This is a genomic window from Nonomuraea sp. NPDC052129 (genome assembly GCF_040680095.1).
Lineage (GTDB): Bacteria > Actinomycetota > Actinomycetes > Streptosporangiales > Streptosporangiaceae > Nonomuraea.
The window spans coordinates 83,843-103,610 of record NZ_JBFAVX010000018.1 but is presented as its reverse complement, the minus strand read 5'-3'; the positions used below and the strand labels follow the sequence as shown (position 1 = coordinate 103,610).

The following is a 19,768-nucleotide window of genomic DNA, read 5'->3' as shown; positions in this document are numbered from 1 at the left end:
TGCCACTCCGAAGGATTGATCAATGAACAACGACGCCGTGTGGGTCCGAAGCGTGACCGGCATCCAGTTGCACCACACCACAGACCTCCAGGACGCCGGCCGATTCCTGGGCAATGCGGTGATGGCGCTGCGGGCCGCGCACGTACGAACCGGCGATGACAGGTACTCCGACCTCGCCGCCGAACTCAAGGCCATGGTGGCGGAGACGCGAACCCTGGAGACCCAGGCCCGGGAACGCATGCACGGCCTGCACTCGGAAGACCCCGAACAGTTCGTCCGCTGCCGCGAAGGCGAAGAGCCGTGGCCCGACGAGATCCAGGCGGGGTTCGTTCCGCGCCACACCTGCAATGATCGGTGCCTGTATCACGACCAGGACGTTCTCGACGCGATCATGCAGTGCATCTGCGCACGTCCCCCGTGCCGTGCATGCGCCATCGCCGGTACGCCGTGACGTGAGCCCTACTTGGCGGGGAACCAGGCCCGCGCCCTTTACAATGTAGATCACACGAACGTCTCGATGTCCTGAAAATACTGGGAAATACTGGAACTCTTGCTACGCTCGCGCCATGAGTGACCGGCTGGACGATCTCGAGAGGCGGATCGACGAGCTCCGAGCCGGTGTGCGCAGAGCCATGCGGGTCAAGGACACGGCCACGGCCAGGACCCTGCGCGCCGAGCTGCGCGGCGCCGAGCGCACCTGGGACGCCCTGGTGAGCACCGCCCCGGCGGATGATCAGAAAGACAGCGAACCCGAGCCCCCGGCGCCGCGGCTGGTGACCGTGCGCGAGCAGGTGCATCAGGGTCTCCTCCTGCTGGGCGCCTGTGCCCAGCCACGGCTGATCGTCGCCGTGGGCGCGGCGTTCTGCGGCGGCACGCTGAGGAGCAATCAGCTCACCAGCCTGCGCCGCGACGAGGAACGCTCGTTCAAGTCCTCCCCGTACGGCCGCCCGTTCTATCTGTGCGCGGCGCTGACCGACCGCCTCTCCCCCGCCCGTGGCCTGCTGGCGGCCAGTACGTGGCCACAGGCGCGCCGGATGGTCGGCCCGCTCAGCCCCCGCGTCGACTTCCTCACCTGCGCCATAGCGGTGGCCGAGCAGGTGACCGACGCCCTCGTAGAGCCCGCGGGAGCGCGGCTGCTGACCAGGATGGCGCGCAACATCCCCGGCGCCGCCGACGGCGATCTGGGGCCGCCCGACCCCGGCCGGGTCATCGAGGCGGCGCGGGCAGAGCTCGCGGTGCACGTGGAGCGCGACACGCGGGACCGCGCTGAGCTGGCCGAACGTGCGGCGACGCAGCTCGGTGACACAGCGCGGCTGTTCGGCGCCGCTACGCTGAGCACTGTCGCGAAGAAAAGGATCACTGGGTGAGAGCGCGCAACAGCGAGACGAGAGGCAGCCGATGAACCGGCTTGACGCGCTGCGAGGCACGACGCCACCGAAGCCGCACGACGCCCGCGCCATCGCCGCGCTCGCGGCGAACCCCGGCTGCTCACGCCGGGCGCTCATGGACGGCGCCGGGATCGACAAGGACGCCGCGGCCCGGCATCTGGGCTTCCCCGCGCCGTTCGGCCAGTCGCCGTTCGCGATCACCCGCGGGAACGTGTTCGAGGCGCTGGTGAAGGCCGACGGCTGCGCGGAGCTGCTGCGCATGCTGCGGGAGCAGCTCGGCCTGCCGATCGCCGAAGTGGCCTACCACGACGTGGAGAACGTCGGCGCGCACCTGCGCCACGCCCACACCCGGGCGCTGTTCGACCGGGCGGTGGCCGAAGGGCACGACGCGGGGACGGTCTACGACCATCCGCTGCTCGCCCTGGAGATCGCCGGGCACGCCGCCTACCTGGAGCCGGACGTGGTGGCCTTCCAGCTCGGCGGGCGCTTCCACATCGTGGAGATCAAGTCGTTCGCGGTGATCGACGGGCAGGCGGACCCGGCCGCGGTGGCCGCGGCGGCCCGGCAGGCGGCGGTGTACGTGCTGGCGCTGCGCAGACTGCTCGACGAGCTGGGACACGACCCGCTGCGGGTCTCGCACGAGGTCGTGCTGGTCTGCCCGGAGAACTTCGCCAACCGGCCCGTCGCGACGCTGGTGGACGTGCGCAAGCAGCTGGCCGTGCTGGAACGCCAGCTCGACCGGATGACGGGGCTCGACCGGCTGCTCGACGTCCTGCCCGACGAGGTCACGTTCGACCTCCTGCCGGGTGAGGACGGGCTGCCGACCCGGTCCGCCGCCGAGCTGGCCGACGCGCTGCGCCGGTCCGACGCCCGCTACGCGCCCGACTGCCTGTCGACCTGTGACCTGTGCTTCTTCTGTCGCGACGAGGCCCGGCAGGAGGGTGCTTCCGACCTGCTCGGCCGTAACGTACGCGACGAGCTGGGCGGCGTGGCCTCCGTCGGCGAGGCGCTCGGGCTGGCCGACGGCACCCGCGACCCGGCGCCGGGCCAGGAGGAGATCGCCCGGCTCCTGCGCAACGCCGAACGCCTGCGCAGAGAGTGCCTGACGTGAGCCTGCTCACCTCGCTCGCCCGGCTGCGGGCCCTCGACGAGGGCATCGCGCAGCCCATCGCGACCGTCCGGCACTGCCATCTGTCGGCGCGGCCGATGGTGTTCATCCCGCTCAAGCTCTCCGGCGAGGCCGCCGCGCCGCTGGCCGCCATGCTCGGCACCGACCGGGCCGAACCCCACCTGCTGGTGGTCACCCAGCCGCGTAACCGTGATCTGCGCTTCGCCTGGGCCGCCGAGCTGGCCGGGCTGCTCCTGCCGTATATCCAGGGGTTTCTGCGCGAGACGGAGACGGTGGAGCGCAAGAACGCCGACCCGTACGAGCGGGCGCTCGACGCGCCGCAGCTGATCGTGCCGAACCAGGCGGGGGTGGCGTTCACCCGGCTGCTCGGCCGGTCCACCCGATTTCGCCGGGCCGACGGCCCCTACCCGGTGCCCACGGGGGTGCCGCTGCTGGGCAGGTGGCTGACCTGGTTCGCCGAGCGGGCCGGATATCCGGGGTCGTCCCTGACCATCGCCGCGACCGACGAGCTGGGCAGGCACTGGGCGAGCGGGCAGAGCGGCCTGGAGGACGCGAACCTGGCCGCGCTGCTCGCCTGGATCACCGAGGGGCCCAGTGACGACGCGGAGGACCCGCTGATCTGGCCGCCCGCGGGACCGGTCACCGATCCGGGGTTCGACGCCGAGGTGCTGGCGCCGGCGATCGAGAAGGGCTCGGCCGAACGCGTCACCGAGGCCCTCCGTTCCCAGCTCGAACCCACCTGGCGACTCATGTGGCAGGCGATCGACCTGCTCGCCGGCCTGCCCGAGGGCAACAGTGTGGCGCAGCGGTGGGAGCAGGACCGCGCCTCCTTCAGCGGCCTGGCCGCGCAGATCGAGGACGGCGCGCCACCACAGGCCCGGCATGACGGCGCGATCGCCGCCGCCGCGCGGCTGGCGCGCATGGAGCGCGCCCAGGCCGCCTACGAGGTGCAGCGAGCCTACGACGACCCGCTCGTCATGGCCGAATACCGGCTGACCGGCGAGGCGTTCGCGGGCGAGGTCGTGGAGACCGAGCCGGAGAACTTCGAGGGCGAGGGCCGCTCGCGCAAGCTGCGCCCGCTCGTGGTGGTCAAGACCGACGATCCCGTACGCCTGGCACCCGGCACCACGCTGGGCACCCCGCAGCGGCGCGGCCAGGGCGCCCAGCTGGTCGAGGCGAGCGACGGCCTGGTCACCCTGAAGATCACCAAGGGCATGGGCCGCGGCAAGACGCCCACTCCGGGCGCGGTGCCCGAGGTGGGCGAGCGGGTCTGCTACACCTCGCTGACCGACGACTTCCAGGGCGCGCCGAGCCTGCCCGACGCGGAGGCGACGCCGTGGACGCACGGCGGACCGCCGCGCGAATACCGCCCCACCGACGAGGACGCCCGCGAGGAGTGGTCGTGACCGGCGAGGACGCCAGCCCCGAGCAGGCCATCAGCCCGGAGCAGGTCATCAGCCCGGAGCAGGTCATCAGGAACGTGCTCGCCGACCTGCCGAGGAACCGCGGCGTGGTGGTCGACTCCCCGCCGGGGGCGGGCAAGTCCACGCTCGTGGTCCGGGCCGCCGCGCACCTGGCCGAGACCGGCGAGCCGCTGATGATCGTCGCCCAGACCAACGAGCAGGTCGACGACCTGGTGACCCGGATCTCGGAGCGGCACCCGCGGCTGACGGTCGGGCGGCTGTCGGCGAGCGGCTACGTGCCGCCGCTGCGGCTGCTGGAGCTGACCGGTGTCACGGTCGGCACGCGGATCCAGGATCTCGGCGACCCCGACATCACGATCGCCACGTCGGACAAGTGGGCGTGGATCTCCGGCCGTACCTGGCCGTGGGCGATCGTGGACGAGGCGTACCAGATGCGCTCGGACAAGCTGCTGCGCATCGCCGGGCTGTTCGAGCGGGCACTGTTCGTGGGCGATCCCGGCCAGCTCGACCCGTTCTCGATCGTGGACGGCGACCGCTGGTCCGGCCTGTCGTGGGACCCGCTGCAGAGCGCGGTCTCGGTGCTGCTGCGGCACAATCCCGATCTGCCGGTGCACCGCCTGCCGGTGTCGTGGCGGCTGCCCGCCTCGGCCGCGCCGGTGGTGTCGAAGGCGTTCTACCCGTTCACCGGCTTCCGGTCGGGCACCGGGGCCGGTGAGCGGCGGCTGGAACTGGCCACCGGCGGCATGGGCACCGTGCACGACCGGGCGCTGGAGGAGGCGGCCCGCTCCGGCTGGGCGCTGCTGGAGCTGCCCAACCGCCACACCGTACGCACCGACGGCGAGGCCGTGCAGGCGGTGGCGCTGCTGGCCGAGCGACTACTGCAGCGCGGCGCGGTGGCGGGCTCCGAGCAGGGCGAACGGCCGGTGACCGCCGACCGGATCGCGGTCGGCGCGGCGCACCGCGACCAGGTGGCGGCGATCAGGGCCGCGGGTCTGCCGCCGGAGATCACGGTCGACACCGCCAACCGGCTGCAGGGCCGCGAGTACGACGTGACGATCGTGCTGCACCCGCTGTCGGGCCGCCGCGACGCCACCGCGTTCCACCTGGAGTCGGGGCGGCTGTGCGTGCTGGCCTCGCGGCACCGGCACGCGTGCGTGGTGGTGGCCAGGGCGGGCATCGCCGAGTTGCTCGACGCCCATCCGTCGGCGGAGCCGGTACGGCTGGGCGTGCCGGTGAAGTTCCCCGACGGCTGGGAGGCCAACCAGTCGGTCCTGGAGCATCTGGCCCGCCACCGGGTGTAGCGGCGACGATCACGAAGTGAGGCATGTGTGACATCCGTGTACGTTCTCAACGGCCCCAACCTCAACCTGCTCGGCACCCGCAAGCCGGAGGTGTACGGCACGACGACGCTGGCCGACGTCGAGGAGATGTGCCGCGAGGAGGCCGCCGGGCTCGGCCTCGACCTCCGCTTCCGGCAGTCGAACCACGAGGGGCAGCTGATCGACTGGATCCACGAGGCCGGGGCGGAGGTCAAGGCCGGGCGGTGCGTGGGCGCGGTGTTCAATCCCGGCGCCTACACGCACACCTCGGTGGCCCTGCACGACGCCATCGAGGGCGTGGAGCTGCCGGTGGTGGAGCTGCACATCTCCAACGTGCACGCGCGCGAGCCGTTCCGGCACCACTCCTACATCTCGCCGGTCGCGCGAAGCATCGTGGTGGGGTTCGGCGTGCACGGTTACGTGCTGGCCATGCGCGGCCTGCATCACATTGCCCAGAAGTGATCAGCGACAAGAAGCGTTCAGCGGCAAGAAGTGATCAGCGGCAGAAGGGCGCCATGCCCATCGCCGACCGGAGGCCGCCGGTCAGGTGGCCGAGGAAGCGCTGGTCGCCGGTCCACGCCTGCACCTCGTGGCCGAGCGTGGTGACCCACGACCTGCCGCCGTCGTAGTACTGGCACCAGGAGACCGGGTGGTCCCTGCCGTGCCCGGGATGGCCGAGGTTGCCGCGGGTGCCCTTCAGCATGGTGCTCTCGTCGACCTGGGCCAGGACGCGGACACGGGTGGGGGCCGGGACCAGGTTGTACCACTCGTCGCTGAACGTCCAGGCCGGCGGCAGCCCCGCGGTGGAGGCGTCGCGCCGGTCGACCGTGCGCACGGTGGCGGGCTGGTCGGGGCCGTGGTCGTAGAAGTTGGTCTCGCCGAGCAGCCCTTCGTACCAGGGCCAGTTGTACTCGGTGCCGAAGGCGTTGTGCACGCCGACGAAGCCGCCGCCCGCCCTGACGTACTGGCGCAGCGCGGTCTGCGCCGCGTCGTCGAGCGCGTCCCTGGTCGTGCTCAGGAACATCACCGCGTTGTACTTCAGCAGGCTCTGCGCCGAGGCGAGCTGGGTGACATCCTCGGTGTAGTCGACCGCGAAGCCGTTGTCCTGGCCCAGCTTCAGCACGGCCTTCACGGCTACGTTGTCGTCGTTGAGCGGCGGGTTGAGCCCCGGCCCGAGCACGGTGCCCAGGTGGGCGTGGCGCGGTCCGGCCGTGCGCGTGTAGACGAGCAGGCGGTAGCCCTTGGCCGGGTCGAAGTTGCCCCAGTCGTGGTAGCAGCGGGCGTCGGTGCCCCGGCACACGCCGCCGGCGGGCGCGGGATCGTTGGAGGTGGCTGAGGCGGGCAGGGCGACCGCCAGCAGAAGGGCGGCGGTCACGAGCGTAGAGGGTCTCACGGGCACCTCCGAAGTCCACCAGGTGGATCGATCGTTCCACAGCGTAACTAGCGCATCGGAGCCCGGCAAGGTCTTGTCTTCACCGCGGCACCGGCTTATTGTGCGTCCGTTAAGCGGATCTATAGGTCCATCTAGTGGACCACAAGAAGGCGTGGTGCCAGTGGAACGACGCAACTTCCTCCTCGGCGCGGCCGCGACACTGGCCGCCGTACCCGCTCGTCCGGACAGCGCTGTTCCCGAACAGGACGTTCCGCCGCAGTCCGCCGCCTTGGGCGCGGCCGGCAAGGACTTCCCCAAGGTCTGCGGCAACCTCGGCAACCACAACCACTCGCCGCTCAAGAAGATCACCGCGCGCAACCTGGACCGCCTCGGCGGCGCCTGGCACCTGAACCTGGAAGGCGGCAGCACCAGCGCGCCCCAGCAGAGCACCTGCGTCGTGGAGAACGGCATCCTGTACGTCCAGACGACCCAGCAGAACGTCTTCGCCGTGGACGGCAGGACAGGGGCGCTGAAGTGGAAGACGAACCTCGGCACCAAACAGACCAACATGCGCGGGGTCGCGCTCGGCGAGGGCCTGGTCTTCTCCACCTCCGGCGCCAACATCGTGTACGCCCTGGCCAAGGACACCGGCAAGGTGGTGTGGCAGCGGCAGCTCATCACCGAGGACGAGGGCGGCGGCGACACCGGCGGCTGCGACCCCCAGAACGGGCAGTGCGGCGGCCTGACCGGCACCCTGGCCGGCGCGGTTGTGTACTGGGACGGCCTGATCTACGTCGGCATGCAGGGCAGCACCGGCGGCGCCCGTGGCCGCGCCTACGCCCTGAAGGCGGCCACGGGCGAGGTGGCGTGGACGTTCTGGGCGTGCCCCGGCGAGGGCCAGTTCGGCAACGACACCTGGGAGGGCGAGTCCTGGAAGACCGGCGGCGCGGTGCCGTGGATCCACCCCGCGATCGACCCGGACCTCGGGCTGGTCTACTGGACCTTCGGCGGCTCCTACCCCCGGCTGGACGGTTCGAGCAGGGGCGGCGACAACCTGTTCGCCAACTCGATCGTGGCCATCGACGCCAAGACGGGCAAGCGCAAGTGGCACTTCCAGTCGGTGCACCACGACATCTGGGACCTGGACAACGTCATGGCGCCGGTGCTGGTGGACGTGCGGATCGGCCGCGGCGTGCGCAAGGTCGTCGTCTACGGCAGCAAGGCCGGCATGTTCTACTTCCTCGACCGGGCCACCGGTGAGCCGGTCCATGGAGTCACGGAGCGGTCCGTGCCCCAGGACCTACGCCAGAAGACCGCGCCGACGCAGCCGTTCCCCGGCGGCGCGCCGTTCATCACCCAGGCACCGGAGTTCGGCAAGGCGACGCGGCCGGTGCCGTTCTACGCCTGGGGCGGCCTCTACACGCCGCACTGGGACCGGGCGACCATCATCTTCCCCGGCGCGGGCGGCGGGGCCGACTGGGCGCACCTGTCGTTCAACCCCCACACGGGCTGGATCTACGTCGGGTACGGGCTGATCAACTCCGGCTTCTCCAACAGCCGGGACGGCCGGGTCAACACCTCGCGCCCGCTGGGCGAGTACTTCGCCGGGGGTATCGCGGCCGTCGATCCCCATACCAACAAGCCGGTGTGGACCCTCGACAGGGAATGGTCGCTCGCGCACGGCAACGGCATCCTCACCACGGCCGGGCGGGTCATGTTCCAGGGCGGCCCAGACGGGGTGCTGCACGCGATGGACGACACCGACGGGAAGATCCTGTGGAGCTTCCAGTGCGGCGCCGGGGTGCACACCAGCCCGATCAGCTATGAGATCGACGGCGAGCAGTACATCGCGGTCCTGGCGGGCGGAAACGGGCTGCCGTACCCGGACATCCCGCGCGGTGACCACTTGTGGGCGTTCAAGCTCGGCGGCAAGGTGGCACCCGCGGCGGCCCCGGTCCCGCCCAAGAAGCGCAACGACATCAGGGCCGCCGCCGTCGCCGGCACGACGGTCACGCTGGGCCGCGTCTGGGACGCGGCGAACCAGCGTCCGGGCCCGGCCGAGAACACCGTCGCCCAGAACGCCATGTCGCCGCAGCACCTGCGGGTGCCCAAGGGGACGACCGTCACGTTCGTCAATCCGGCGGACAACGCCTTTGCGCACGCCGCCGTGTCGTTCTTCGAGTACGAGTTCGACAGCGGTGTGCTGATGCCGGGGCAGTCGTTCACGCACACGTTCGCCACGCCCGGCGAGTACTTCTACAACGACGCGATCTTCCCGCAGAACACCGGGAAGATCGTCGTCTACTGATCTGTTCGCCTACCGACCCGGAGTCTGCGGACCCGGAGTCTGCGGACCGAGATACGTCGGCCGGATCGAGGGGGGCAGGGGGCCCTTGTTGCGCCGCCCCTGCCCCGACTCCTCCCAGGCGTGCGCCAGGATGCCGACGCTGCGGCCGAGCACGAACAGCCCCCTGGCCAGTGGCGCGGGGAAGCCGAGCTCGGCGTAGACGACGGCGGTCGCGCCGTCGATGTTCATCGGGACCGGGCTGATCAGCTCCTCGACCTCCTTGGCCACCCGCAGATGGCCGCCCGTCACGACACCGTCCGCCACGGCCTGCTCCACCAGGCCGAGCAGCGGATCACGGCGCGGGTCGCGGGAGTGGAAGCGGTGCCCGAATCCGGGCAGGTATTTGTCGCGGGCCCGCCAGCGGGCCACCGTGGCCGCGGTGTCGCCGCAGGCCAGCGCCTCCTCCAGCAGCTCCACGCACTGCTCCCCCGCCCCGCCGTGGACGTCGCCCAGCAGGTTGACGCCGGTGGCGACGGCGTTGTTCAGCCCGACGCCGCAGGTGATCGCCATCCGCGCGACGGCGATGGACGGCGCGTGCGGGCCGTGGTCGACCGAGGAGACGAGCGCGGCCTCCAGCAGCGCCGCCCGCCGCGGGTCGGGCAGGTCGCCGCGGAGCATGAGCCAGACCATCTCCGCGAACCCCACCCGGCCGATCAGCTCCTGGACCGGCCTGCCGCGCAGCTCGATGACGTCCGGCTCGATCCTGGAGACTGCGGTGCCCCACCAGTCAGCCGCCTCACTCATGGGCGTACTCCTCGTTGTGCGCGCCGAGCCGCGGTGGGGAGGCCGGGGGGCGCAGCGGTTCGTCGTCCACGAGCACGCCGTTACCGGTCACGGTCAGGCGGCGATCGGTCCCGTCGGGGAAGCTCAGCTCGGTGAGGAAGCCGCGATGGCGCAGCTGGTCGAGTGCCAGCGCCTGCGGGACGGTGAGGATGCGGGCCGCGGGCACACCGTGACCGGACAGCAGCTCCTCCCACTCCAGCGCGGTCCTGGCCCGCAGCGCGGCGTTGAGCTCGGCGTTCAGTGCCTTCCTGTGGGCCTTGCGACCCTCGGGGAGGACGAAGCGCGGGTCGGCCGGCAACTCGGGGCGGCCGATCAGGCGGCAGAGCGTCTCGAACTGCGTCTGCTGGTTGGCGGCGATGTTGAGCGGCCCGTCGGCGGTCTCGAACGTGCCGGACGGCGCGGCGGTGGCGTTCTGGTCACCCATCGGCTCCGGTTCGACGCCGCTGACCAGGTAGTTGGACACGGTCCAGCCCATGGCCGAGATCGACGCCTCCAGCATGGACAGGTCGAGGAAGCTGCCGCGGCCGGTGCGGTGCCGCCCGGCGAGCGCGGCGCAGATCGCCATGGCGGCCATCAACCCGCCGATCGTGTCGCAGACCGGGAAGCCGACGCGCATCGGCACCGTGTCGGGGGTGCCGGTGACGCTCATCATGCCCGACAGGCCCTGGATGATCTGGTCGTAGGCGGGGGCCCCGCTCATCGGGCCGCTCTGCCCGAAGCCGGAGATCGCGCAGTAGATCAGCCGCGGGTTGAGCTCGCGCAGCCGGTCACGGTCGTAGCCGAGCCTGGCCAGCACCCCGGCCCGGAAGTTCTCCAGCAGGACGTCGGCGCCGGTGACCATCGACTCGAAGGCCACCCGCCCCGCCGGGCTCTTCAGGTCGAGCTCCACGGACTTCTTGCCCGCGTTCTGGGCCAGGAAGGAGGCGCCGATGCGGTCCCGGTTGAGCTCGTCGTCAGGGCCGAGGCGCCTGGCCAGGTCGCCGCTGCCGGGCAGCTCGACCTTGACGACCTCGGCGCCGAACAGCATCAGCTGGTAGCTGCAATAGGGTCCGGCGAGCACGCTGGTCAGATCGACGACCTTGACCCCGTCCAGTGGCAACTGCATTCACGCTCTCCCATCGCTAAGGCTCCCCATCGGTCAAGTCAGTGGATGGTCGAACCCGCGTTCCGACATCCGTCCCGCCACCTCGCTCAGGTCCGCGACGAACTCCGCCACGCGCTCGTCCGTGAAGCGCACGGTCGGCCCGCTGAGGGTGAGCGCCGCCACGATCGCCTTCGTGGCGCCGGTGACGGGCACGGCGACGGCCGACAGGCCGGGCTCGCGCTCGCCGTGGCTGACCGCGTGGCCGTCGCCGGCCGCCTGGTCGATCCACTGCCGCAGCGTCTCCAGGTGCGCCTCGCCGTACGGGGAGGAGCGGGCGATCCGCGACAGGAGCCGCACCGGCGCGTCCCTGAGCAGGACCTTCGAGGAGGCGCCCGCCCACATGGGCAGCTCGTCGCCGACCCGCACCACGTGGCGCAGCGGCTGCGGGCTCTCCTGCTGGGCGATGCAGATCCGGTGAACGTCCCTGGCGACGTAGAGGTTGACGGTCTCCCGTTGCCGGGCCGCCAGGTCGCGCATGAGCTTGACGGTCTCCGGCGGCAGCTCCCACGCGCTACGGGCCAGGTGCGCCCACCGCCACAGGGCGGGCCCTGCGGTGTAGCCCTTGGGCGTGGCCCACAGCAGGCCCATGTGCTCAAGGGTCTGCAGCAGGCGCAGCGCCGTCGTCTTCGCCAGGCCGGTCTCGTCGACGACCTCGCGGATAGTCAGGATCCGCCGATCCTCGCCGAGCAGGGACAGGATGTCGAACGCTCGCTGAACGCTGCGCACGCCACCGGCCTCGCCGGATTCTGCCGGGAAGTTCGCGGGCACGGGTCCTCACTTGTCGGTCGAAGGTGAACTCCTGCTCACCCTCTCATGCGGTCCGTACGCTAACACTCGGTCCATTATACGGTCCAGATGTTCCACTACGCGGTTCCTCTTGCGCGGACTGAGATGTGCTCATACTTTGAGCAAGTCCACAGTGCGGTTCTGATGCACCACCTAGTGGAGTCGAGATGGATGCGATCTACCAAGCGGGCTGCCTGGTCGCCGGGACGTGGCTGACCGACGGCCCGCCGGCCGAGCGAACCGGCCCCTATCTGCGCCGGACGGTCAGCCGGGCCCGTACGGCGACCCCCGACGACATCACGCGGGCCCTGGCCTACGCCGGTCCCGCCGCCGGGGCGGTGGCGCGGCTGGCCCCGGCGACCAGGGCCACGATCCTGGAGCGCGCCGCGGCCGAGGTCACGGCCCGTGGCGAGGAGCTGGCCCGGCTGCTGGCCGTCGAGCTCGGCAAGCCGGTCAAGGACGGGCGCGGCGAGGTGCTGCGGGTGGCCGACACGCTGTCGGTCTCGGCGGCCGAGGCCAGAGCGCTGGGCGGCGAGGTGCTGCCGGTGGCCGGCTGGGCCCGCGGCGTGGGCAACACCGCGCTGACCTGCCGCGCTCCCGCCGGTCCCGTGCTGGCGATCACCCCCTTCAACGCCCCGGCGAACCTGCTGGCGCACAAGCTCGGGGCCTCCTTCGCCGCGGGCAACACCACGATCGTCAAGCCGCCGCCGCAGGCGCCCGCGGTCTCGACGGAGCTGGTGCGGATCCTGCTCGACGCCGGGATGCCGGTCGAGGCCGTACAGGTGCTGCACGGCGGAGCCGACGTGGGCGCGCGGCTGTGCGCCGCGCCCGAGATCGCCGTGGTCAGCTTCACCGGCGGCGTGAGCGCAGGCGCCGCCGTCGCGCGCGCCGCCGGGCCCAAGCGGGTGCTGCTGGAGCTCGGCGGCAACGCCGCCACGATCGTGTGCGAGGACGCCGACGTGGCCGAGGCGGCGCGGGTCTGCGCGCGCACCGGCTACAGCAACTCGGGCCAGAGTTGCATCTCGGTGCAGCGGGTCTACGTCCAGCGCGGCAGGTTCGAGGAGTTCGTGGCCGCGCTGACCGCCGAGGTGAAGTCCCTGGTCGTGGGCGACCCGCTGGACCCGGCCACCGACGTCGGCTCGATGGTGGACGACGACGCCGCCGAGCGCGTGGTCCGCTGGGCCGGCGAGGCGGCCGGCCAGGGCGCCGCGATCACGACCGGCGGTGCCCGGTCGGGGGCGGTCATGGAGCCGACCGTGGTCGCCGCGCCGCCCGCCGATGCCCGGCTGGTGCGCGAGGAGGTGTTCGGCGCGCTCGTCGCCGTGCTGCCCTACGACGGCTTCGATGAGGTCATCGAGGCGTGCAACAGCAGCCGGTACGGCCTCCAAGCCGGACTGTTCACGCATGATGTGCGGCGGATCGTCCGGGCGTGGCGGGAGCTGGAGGTCGGCGGGCTGGTGGTCAACGGGTCGTCGAACTTCCGCCTCGACCACGTCCCCTTCGGCGGCGTCAAGGACTCCGGCATCGGCCGCGAGTCGCCGCGCTGGATGATCGAGGACTTCACCGTGACCAAGACCCTCCTGCTGCGGGGCCTGAGCATCTGGGGAGAACAGTGACCACCCGCCCTGAGACCGCCACCTCCACGACCACCACCTCCGCGCACGCGCTCGTCGCGCAGTTAGAGGACCTAGGCGTCACGCACGTCTTCGGCACCTGCGGCCACACCAACATCGCCGTGCTGGACGCGCTCGCCGACAGCCGGATCCGGTTCGTCATCGCCCGGCACGAGCAGGCCGCCGCGCACGCCGCCGACGGCTACGCCCGCGTGTCGGGCAAACCCGGCGTGCTGCTCGTCCACGTCGGCCCCGGCCTGACCAACGCCACCACCGGCGTGCTGACCGCGGCGCTCGACTCGGTGCCGATGGTGGTGATCTCCGGCGACGTCCCCTCCTACTACCACGGGCGGCACCCGCACCAGGAGATCAACCTGCACGCCGACGCCGACCAGGCGGCCGTCTTCAGGCCGTTCGTCAAGCGGGCGTGGAACGTACACCGTGCCCAGGACCTCGGCCGAGCCGTGGAGCGCGCCTTCTGGACGGCGACGACGGGCCGGCCGGGCGCGGTGCTGGTCAACGTGCCCATGGACGTCTTCTCCAGACCAGCCGAGCCGTACCCGTCCATCAGCGGCGCCGAGCCGCCCGGTCTGCCGGCGGACGTCGCCGAGCGGATCGCGGCCGCGCTCGCCGGGGCCGAGCGGCCGTTGATCCACGCGGGCGGCGGCCTGCGCGACGCCGCCGACGCGCTGCTTCGCCTGGCCGAGCACCTCGACATCCCGATCGCCCACTCGCTGATGGCCAAGGGGACCGTGCCCGACACGCACCCCCTGGTCCTCGGCATGACCGGGTTCTGGGGGCTGGAGCTCACCAACGACTACGCCCGGGAGGCCGACGTGGTGCTGGCGCTGGGCACCCGCTTCGCCGAGACCGACTCGAGCTCCTGGGACCCGCGCTTCACCTGGACGCTCGGGGACAAGGGCAGGCTGCTCCAGATCGACCTCGACCCGGCCGAGATCGGCCGTAACTACCCGGCGGAGATCGGCGCGGTCGCCGATGCCGCTCTGGCGATCAGGGCCATCGCCGCAGCGGCCGTGGCGCACCCGGGGGTAAGCCGTCCCGCGCTGCGGGAGCGGATCCGCGCGGCCAGGTCGGAGCTGTTCGGCGCGAGCAGGGAACGCGGGAGCAGCGACGACTTCCCCCTGCGGCCCGAGCGCATCTTGGCCGACCTGCGCGACTCGGTCCCCCCGGACACGATCCTGGTCACCGATGTCGGCTGGAACAAGAACGGCGTGGCGCAATGCTACGAACTGCCGCCCGAAGGCCGGTTCATCACCCCCGGCGGCGCGTCCACCATGGGCTTCGGCCCCGCCGCCGCCGTCGGCGCGCAGCTCGCCGCGCCGGACAGGACCGTGGTCGCGCTGATCGGCGACGGAGGCATGGGCGCCCAGCTCCCCGCTGTGCCGCTGGCCGTCGAGCTGGGCGCGCCGGTGATCTTCGTGGTGATGAACAACCGGTCGCACGGCACGATCTCCGACCTGCAGTCCGCCCACTTCGGCCGCAGCCACGGCTGCGACTTCACCGATCCCGCCGGACGGCCCTACAGCCCGGACTTCGCCGCCCTGGCGCGGGCCTGCGGGGCCGATGGGCACACGGTCGCCGCGCCCGGCGATCTCCGTACGGCGCTGCGCAAGGCGGTGGCGGACCGGCGGCCCGCGGTGATCGACGTGCCCATGGTCAACGAGCCGGTCCCGACCCCCGGCCACTGGAACATCAAGGACATCTACCAGGGCGTCTTCCCCGCCTGAAACCGTTGCGCGTTCGATATTTCCTCTGGTCACACCCGGCCGTATAACTAACGTACTAGTTCGTGCATTACACGGCCATGTCGAACTCCCCCAAACGAGGTGAACCGTGTTTCCCGCGAGATTCCCCATCGCCGCCGTATCGCTCATCGTCACGCTGACCGCCTGCTCCGCTCCCGGACAGCAGGCCGGCAAGCAGGCCGACGCCACCGGACCCATCAAGGTCGCCAACATCAACGCCCAGAGCGGCCAGCTCAGCTCGCTCGGCAAATGGGAGAACAAGGGCGTCAAGCTGGCCGTCGACGAGGCCAACAAGGCCGGCGGCGTCAACGGGCGGCAGATCCAGCTCGACCTGTTCGACGACCAGGGCGACCCCACGGTCGGCACGAACCTGGCCAGGAAGATCGCCGGCGAGGGCTACGTCGCCATGCTCGGCACCGCCGAGAGCGCCGTCACCCTGGCCATGGCTCCCATCCTCAAGGACGCCGGGATCCCGAACATCACCTCGGGACAGTCGCCCAAGCTCGCCGCGCTCAAGAGCCCGTTCCTGTTCCTCAACGCGCCGACCAGCGTGACCTACGACGAGACCTTGGCCAAGTACCTGGTCGATGACAAGGGCTACAAGAAGATCGCGCTGATCAGCAACAACGGCACGTACGGCGCGGGCGAGCACGACGCGTTCCTGGCCGCGCTCAAGACCAGGAACGTCACCCCCATCGCCGACGAGGCCGTCACCCCCGACCAGAAGGACTTCAGCGCCTCCCTCACCGCCATCCGGCAGAAGAACCCCGACGTACTGTTCGTCGGCGCCGAGGAGGTCGAGTCCGGGCTGATCGCCAAGCAGGCCCGCGAGCTGGGGCTGAAGGCGGTCCTGGCGGGTGGCGCCCCCATGGGCACCGATGTGTACGTGACCACCGCGGGCGCGGACAACGCCGAGGGCTCGGTCATCAGCTCGCCCTACCTCAGCAACGACGCGAGCGAGGCCAGCAAGACCTTCTCGGCCGCCTACCAGGCCGCCTTCGGCGAGGCCGCCGAACTGCACGGCGCCAAGGCCTACGACGGAGCCAAGATCCTCATCGAGGCGCTCAAGCAGACCAAGGGCGCCGGCGGCCGGCCGCTCGCCGACGCGATTCGCGCGGTCAAGCACGACGGCCTGCTCGGCGACTTCGCCTACGACGACTCCGGAGTGGGCATCCACGCGACCCAGATCGGCCTCATCAAGGCCGGGAAGATCGTCGCCGAGTCGGCCGGCTAGGAGAACCGTGCAGGTCTTTCTGCAGACCCTCATCGGCGGCGTGACGTTCGGCGCGGTGTACGCGCTGGTCGCCATGGGCTTCTCGATCGTCTACCGCACCATGGGCCTGGTGAACTTCGCCCACGGCAACGTGGTGATGATCGGCGCCTACGCCGCGTCCAACCTGTACATGTTCGCCAAGCTGCCCTTCCCCGTCGCGGTCGCGGTGGCCATCGCGGTGACCGCGCTGATCGGCCTGGTCATCGAGCGGGTGCTGCGCCCGCTGGAGAACAAGGACTTCGACCTCATGCTGATCGGCACGATCGGCTTCGGCACCGTGCTGGAGGCCGGGGCGATCCGCGTGTTCGGCGCGACCGGCCACGCCGTGCCGTCGCCGGTGGCGACCGCGCCGCTGGACGTCGCCGGGATCAAGATCCCGACCTACAGCCTGCTGGTCATCGCCGTGGCGGCCGCGGCCACGGTCCTGCTGGGGCTGTTCCTGCAGCGCACCAAGCGCGGCGCGGCCATGCAGGCGGTCGCGATGGACCACGAGGCGGCTACCGCGGTCGGCATCCACGTCGGCCGCAGCAATGCCATGGCCTTCGCCATCGGCGCGGGCCTGGCGGCGCTGGCCGGCGGGCTCATCGGGCCGATGCTCTACGTCAACCCCACGATGGGCGGCTCGCTGGGCATCAAGGGCTTCGCCGCCGCGATCTTCGGCGGCTTCGGCAGCATGCGGGGCGCGATCGCCGGCGGCATGGCGTTCGGGCTGCTCGACTCCTTCGCGGCCGGCCATTTCCAGGAGTACTCCGAGCTGGTGACGTTCCTGGTCTTCGCCGCCATCGTGATGGTCCGCCCCACCGGCATCTTCGGAGAGACGACGGTGAACCGAGCGTGAAACGGCTGATCCCTCTCATCGCCGCCGCCGTGGCGGCCTGGCTGCTGCCGTACGGGCTGGGCGGCTACGCGATCCACGTCGTCGACGTGGCGATCATCTTCGCGGTCCTCGGCATCGGCCTTGGGCTGGCCATGGGCGTGGCCGGGCAGATCAACCTGGCGCAGATCGCCTTCTTCGGTGTCGGCGCCTACGCCGTCGCCATCCTCACCACCCGTGCCGGGCTCGGCTTCTGGACCGCCGCCGCGCTGGCCCTGCTGGCCGCCGTCCTCGTCGGGCTGCTGGTGGGCCTGCCCGCGCTGCGGATGCAGTCGCACTATCTGGGCATCGTCACGCTCGGGCTGGCACTGGCCTTCGTCAACTGGATCACCAACGCGACCATTGCCGGTCGGGCCGAGGGCATCAGCGACATTCCGGTGCCGCCGCTGTTCGGGGTGGACCTGTCCAGTGAATACCTCTTCTACTACGTCGAACTGGTGGTGTTCGCGCTCTCCCTGGCGTTCGCGCTGTTCGTGACCCACTCGCCGCTCGGCCGGCGACTGCGCGCCATGCGCGACGACGACCTGGCCGCCGGCGCGCTCGGCGCGGAGATCCCGCTGCTGCGCATGACCGCCTTCGTGCTGTCCGGCCTGTACGGCGGGATCGCCGGGGTGTTGTACGCCGGGCTCATCCGCTTCGTGGCGCCGGAGACGTTCAGCATCGCCAACATGTTCCTCCTGCTGGCCATGGTGATCATCGGCGGGCGGCGGAGCATCCTCGGCTGCGTCGTCGGGGCGGTGGCGCTGTCGCTGGTCAGGGAGGCGCTGCTGGACGTGTCGGCCTATGCCCAGCTTGGCTATGGCAGCGTGGTCGTCCTCGTGGTGGTCTTCGCCCCCACCGGGCTGGCCGGGCTGCCCGCCCGTCTCCGGCGCCGCCGGGCCGCCGGGGCGAGAGCCGTCTTGGGTCCCTTCCAGCCGTACGACCGCGCGGATGGCTTGGGGGACGGCCGGGCGGACGAGCAGGCGCACGACCGGACCGATGACCGAGCAGGCGCGGACGCGGGCTCGGGCGCGGATCTGCTGGAGGTCGACGGGCTGACCATGCGGTTCAAGGGGCTGACCGCGCTCGACCAGGTGTCGCTCACGATCACGGCCGGCGAGATCCGCGGCGTCGTGGGGCCGAACGGGTCGGGCAAGACGACGCTGTTCAACGTCGTGAGCGGCTTCTACACGCCGACGTCCGGCCGGGTCCTCTTCCGGGAGCGGGAGGTAACCGGCGCGGCTCCGTACCGGCTGTCGCAGCTGGGGGTGGCCCGCACGTTCCAGAACCTGCGGCTGTTCGGCGATCTCACCGTCCGGGAGAACATCCTGGTCGGCCTGGATCGCACGCGGACCCGCTGGGTCTGGCGATACCTCGTGCTGCCCTGGAGTGTGCTCGGGTTCGACCAGGCGCTGCGGGTGCGGGCCGATGAGCTGATCGACCGGTTCGGGCTGCGGGACTTCGCCGACGCGGCGCCGCGCGCCCTGCCGTACGGGATCCAGCGGCGGATCGAGATGGCCCGCGCGATGGCGATGGCGCCCGCGCTGCTGCTGCTCGACGAGCCGGCGGCCGGGCTCAACGGCGAGGAGGTCCGGCAGCTCGCCGAGATCGTCCGCTCGATCAGGGACTCCGGCGTGACGGTCGTGGTGATCGAGCACAACATGGGCCTGGTCATGTCGCTGTGCGACCGGGTCACCGTACTGTCCGGCGGAAAGGTCATCGCCGACGGCGCGCCCGCGGACGTCGCCGTCCAGCCCGACGTGGTCGCGGCCTACCTGGGCGACTCAATGTCCGCGCCGTCCCGGACCGCCGCCGAGTCCGCCGCCGAGTCCGATGCCGGGTCCGCTGCCGAGGAGGCCACCAGATGAGCACGCTGATCGTCGAAGGACTGTCGGTGCACTACGGCGGGGTGCGGGCCGCCCACGACGTGAGCTTCACGGTGGAGCCGGGTCAGTCGCTGGGCATCATCGGCGCCAACGGGGCTGGCAAGACCTCCACGCTCAAGGCCGTCATGGGCCTGGCGCCCCGGCAGGCCAGGCGCATCGCCTTCGGCGCGCACGACCTGCTGCGGGCGCCCGCGCACACCCTGGTCCGCCACGGCATCGGGTACGTCCCCGAGGGGCGGCACGTGTTCCCGGGGCTCTCCGTGGAGAAGAACCTGCTGCTGGGCGCCTACACCGGCAACTGGAAGCGGACGCCGATCGGCGAGGTCTACGACCTGTTCCCGGTGCTCGGCGAGATGCGGCACCGCCTGGCCGGGGCGCTGTCCGGGGGTCAGCAGCAGATGCTGGCGATCGGCCGCGCGCTCATGTGCCGACCCCGGGTGATGCTGCTCGACGAGCCGTCTATGGGACTGTCGCCGATCCTGGTCGAGGAGATCGTGACCGGGCTGAAGAGGCTGAACGCCGACGGGCTGAGCATCCTGCTGGTCGAGCAGAACGCCAAACTCACCTTCGATGTCACCTCCGCCTGCCTGGTCATGGAGAACGGGGAGATCGCGGCCACCGGAACCTCGGCCGCCCTACGGGTCGATCCCCAGGTCCGGCGCATCTACCTCGGCCTGTGAGCCCC

17 protein-coding genes are annotated in these 19,768 nt (G+C 71.3%); 13 read left to right on the top strand and 4 right to left on the bottom strand.

What is annotated here, in order from left to right:
• Positions 1-22 precede the first annotated feature (22 nt).
• From AB0L53_RS33490 to aroQ, 6 genes are all read left to right on the top strand, one after another.
• Positions 23-451, top strand: a complete 429-nt coding sequence (locus AB0L53_RS33490) for a hypothetical protein (protein ID WP_364002488.1) — start codon at positions 23-25, stop codon at positions 449-451.
• Positions 452-566: 115 nt separating this feature from the next.
• Complete coding sequence (locus AB0L53_RS33485; protein ID WP_364002485.1) at positions 567-1,367, top strand: hypothetical protein; 801 nt, start codon at positions 567-569, stop codon at positions 1,365-1,367.
• Between the two features lie 31 nt (positions 1,368-1,398).
• Entirely contained in the window at positions 1,399-2,499 is a 1,101-nt protein-coding gene (locus tag AB0L53_RS33480; RefSeq protein WP_364002482.1) for a hypothetical protein, read from the top strand.
• Positions 2,496-3,923: a hypothetical protein gene (locus AB0L53_RS33475; protein ID WP_364002479.1), complete on the top strand. Its 1,428-nt coding sequence runs from the start codon at positions 2,496-2,498 to the stop codon at positions 3,921-3,923. The genes AB0L53_RS33480 and AB0L53_RS33475 overlap by 4 nt, the downstream gene beginning before the upstream one ends.
• Positions 3,920-5,242, top strand: coding sequence for an AAA family ATPase (locus tag AB0L53_RS33470; RefSeq protein WP_364002476.1), 1,323 nt, complete (start codon positions 3,920-3,922; stop codon positions 5,240-5,242). Before AB0L53_RS33475 ends, AB0L53_RS33470 begins: the two co-directional genes overlap by 4 nt.
• A 27-nt stretch (positions 5,243-5,269) precedes the next feature.
• Positions 5,270-5,722 (top strand): type II 3-dehydroquinate dehydratase, encoded by a 453-nt coding sequence (aroQ, locus tag AB0L53_RS33465; RefSeq protein WP_364002473.1) that lies wholly within the window; start codon positions 5,270-5,272, stop codon positions 5,720-5,722.
• Between the two features lie 34 nt (positions 5,723-5,756).
• On the opposite strand, the gene AB0L53_RS33460 is transcribed toward aroQ, so the two are convergent.
• On the bottom strand, positions 5,757-6,635 hold the full coding sequence (locus tag AB0L53_RS33460; RefSeq protein ID WP_364002470.1) for a ThuA domain-containing protein: 879 nt from the start codon (positions 6,633-6,635) through the stop codon (positions 5,757-5,759).
• A 172-nt stretch (positions 6,636-6,807) separates the two neighbouring features.
• Here AB0L53_RS33460 and AB0L53_RS33455 point away from each other — a divergent pair, with 172 nt between their 5' ends.
• Entirely contained in the window at positions 6,808-8,940 is a 2,133-nt protein-coding gene (locus AB0L53_RS33455) for a PQQ-binding-like beta-propeller repeat protein (protein WP_364002467.1), read from the top strand.
• A gap of 9 nt (positions 8,941-8,949) precedes the next feature.
• Here the strand turns inward: AB0L53_RS33455 and AB0L53_RS33450 are convergent, their stop codons facing one another.
• From AB0L53_RS33450 to AB0L53_RS33440, 3 genes are read right to left on the bottom strand one after another with little or no spacing between them, the layout of a single operon-like run.
• Entirely contained in the window at positions 8,950-9,723 is a 774-nt protein-coding gene (locus AB0L53_RS33450; protein ID WP_364002464.1) for a citryl-CoA lyase, read from the bottom strand.
• Complete coding sequence (locus tag AB0L53_RS33445; protein WP_364002461.1) at positions 9,716-10,867, bottom strand: CoA transferase; 1,152 nt, start codon at positions 10,865-10,867, stop codon at positions 9,716-9,718. Before AB0L53_RS33445 ends, AB0L53_RS33450 begins: the two co-directional genes overlap by 8 nt.
• 33 nt (positions 10,868-10,900) lie before the next feature.
• Complete coding sequence (locus AB0L53_RS33440; RefSeq protein WP_364002458.1) at positions 10,901-11,674, bottom strand: IclR family transcriptional regulator; 774 nt, start codon at positions 11,672-11,674, stop codon at positions 10,901-10,903.
• Between the two features lie 185 nt (positions 11,675-11,859).
• Between AB0L53_RS33440 and AB0L53_RS33435 the strand changes: the two genes are divergently transcribed.
• The 6 genes from AB0L53_RS33435 to AB0L53_RS33410 all read left to right on the top strand — a co-directional run bounded on the left by AB0L53_RS33435 (position 11,860) and on the right by AB0L53_RS33410 (position 19,763).
• Positions 11,860-13,308: an aldehyde dehydrogenase family protein gene (locus tag AB0L53_RS33435; protein ID WP_364002455.1), complete on the top strand. Its 1,449-nt coding sequence runs from the start codon at positions 11,860-11,862 to the stop codon at positions 13,306-13,308.
• Positions 13,305-15,053: a thiamine pyrophosphate-binding protein gene (locus tag AB0L53_RS33430; protein ID WP_364002452.1), complete on the top strand. Its 1,749-nt coding sequence runs from the start codon at positions 13,305-13,307 to the stop codon at positions 15,051-15,053. The genes AB0L53_RS33435 and AB0L53_RS33430 overlap by 4 nt, the downstream gene beginning before the upstream one ends.
• A gap of 106 nt (positions 15,054-15,159) precedes the next feature.
• The gene (locus AB0L53_RS33425; RefSeq protein ID WP_364002449.1) at positions 15,160-16,305 is read left to right on the top strand and encodes an ABC transporter substrate-binding protein; all 1,146 of its coding nucleotides are present in this window, start codon (positions 15,160-15,162) and stop codon (positions 16,303-16,305) included.
• 7 nt (positions 16,306-16,312) lie between these two features.
• Positions 16,313-17,182: a branched-chain amino acid ABC transporter permease gene (locus AB0L53_RS33420; RefSeq protein ID WP_225292901.1), complete on the top strand. Its 870-nt coding sequence runs from the start codon at positions 16,313-16,315 to the stop codon at positions 17,180-17,182.
• A complete protein-coding gene (locus AB0L53_RS33415) occupies positions 17,179-19,065 on the top strand; it encodes a branched-chain amino acid ABC transporter ATP-binding protein/permease (RefSeq protein ID WP_364002445.1) in 1,887 nt (628 codons plus the stop codon). Before AB0L53_RS33420 ends, AB0L53_RS33415 begins: the two co-directional genes overlap by 4 nt.
• The gene (locus tag AB0L53_RS33410) at positions 19,062-19,763 is read left to right on the top strand and encodes an ABC transporter ATP-binding protein (RefSeq protein WP_364002442.1); all 702 of its coding nucleotides are present in this window, start codon (positions 19,062-19,064) and stop codon (positions 19,761-19,763) included. The genes AB0L53_RS33415 and AB0L53_RS33410 overlap by 4 nt, the downstream gene beginning before the upstream one ends.
• Positions 19,764-19,768 lie beyond the last annotated feature (5 nt).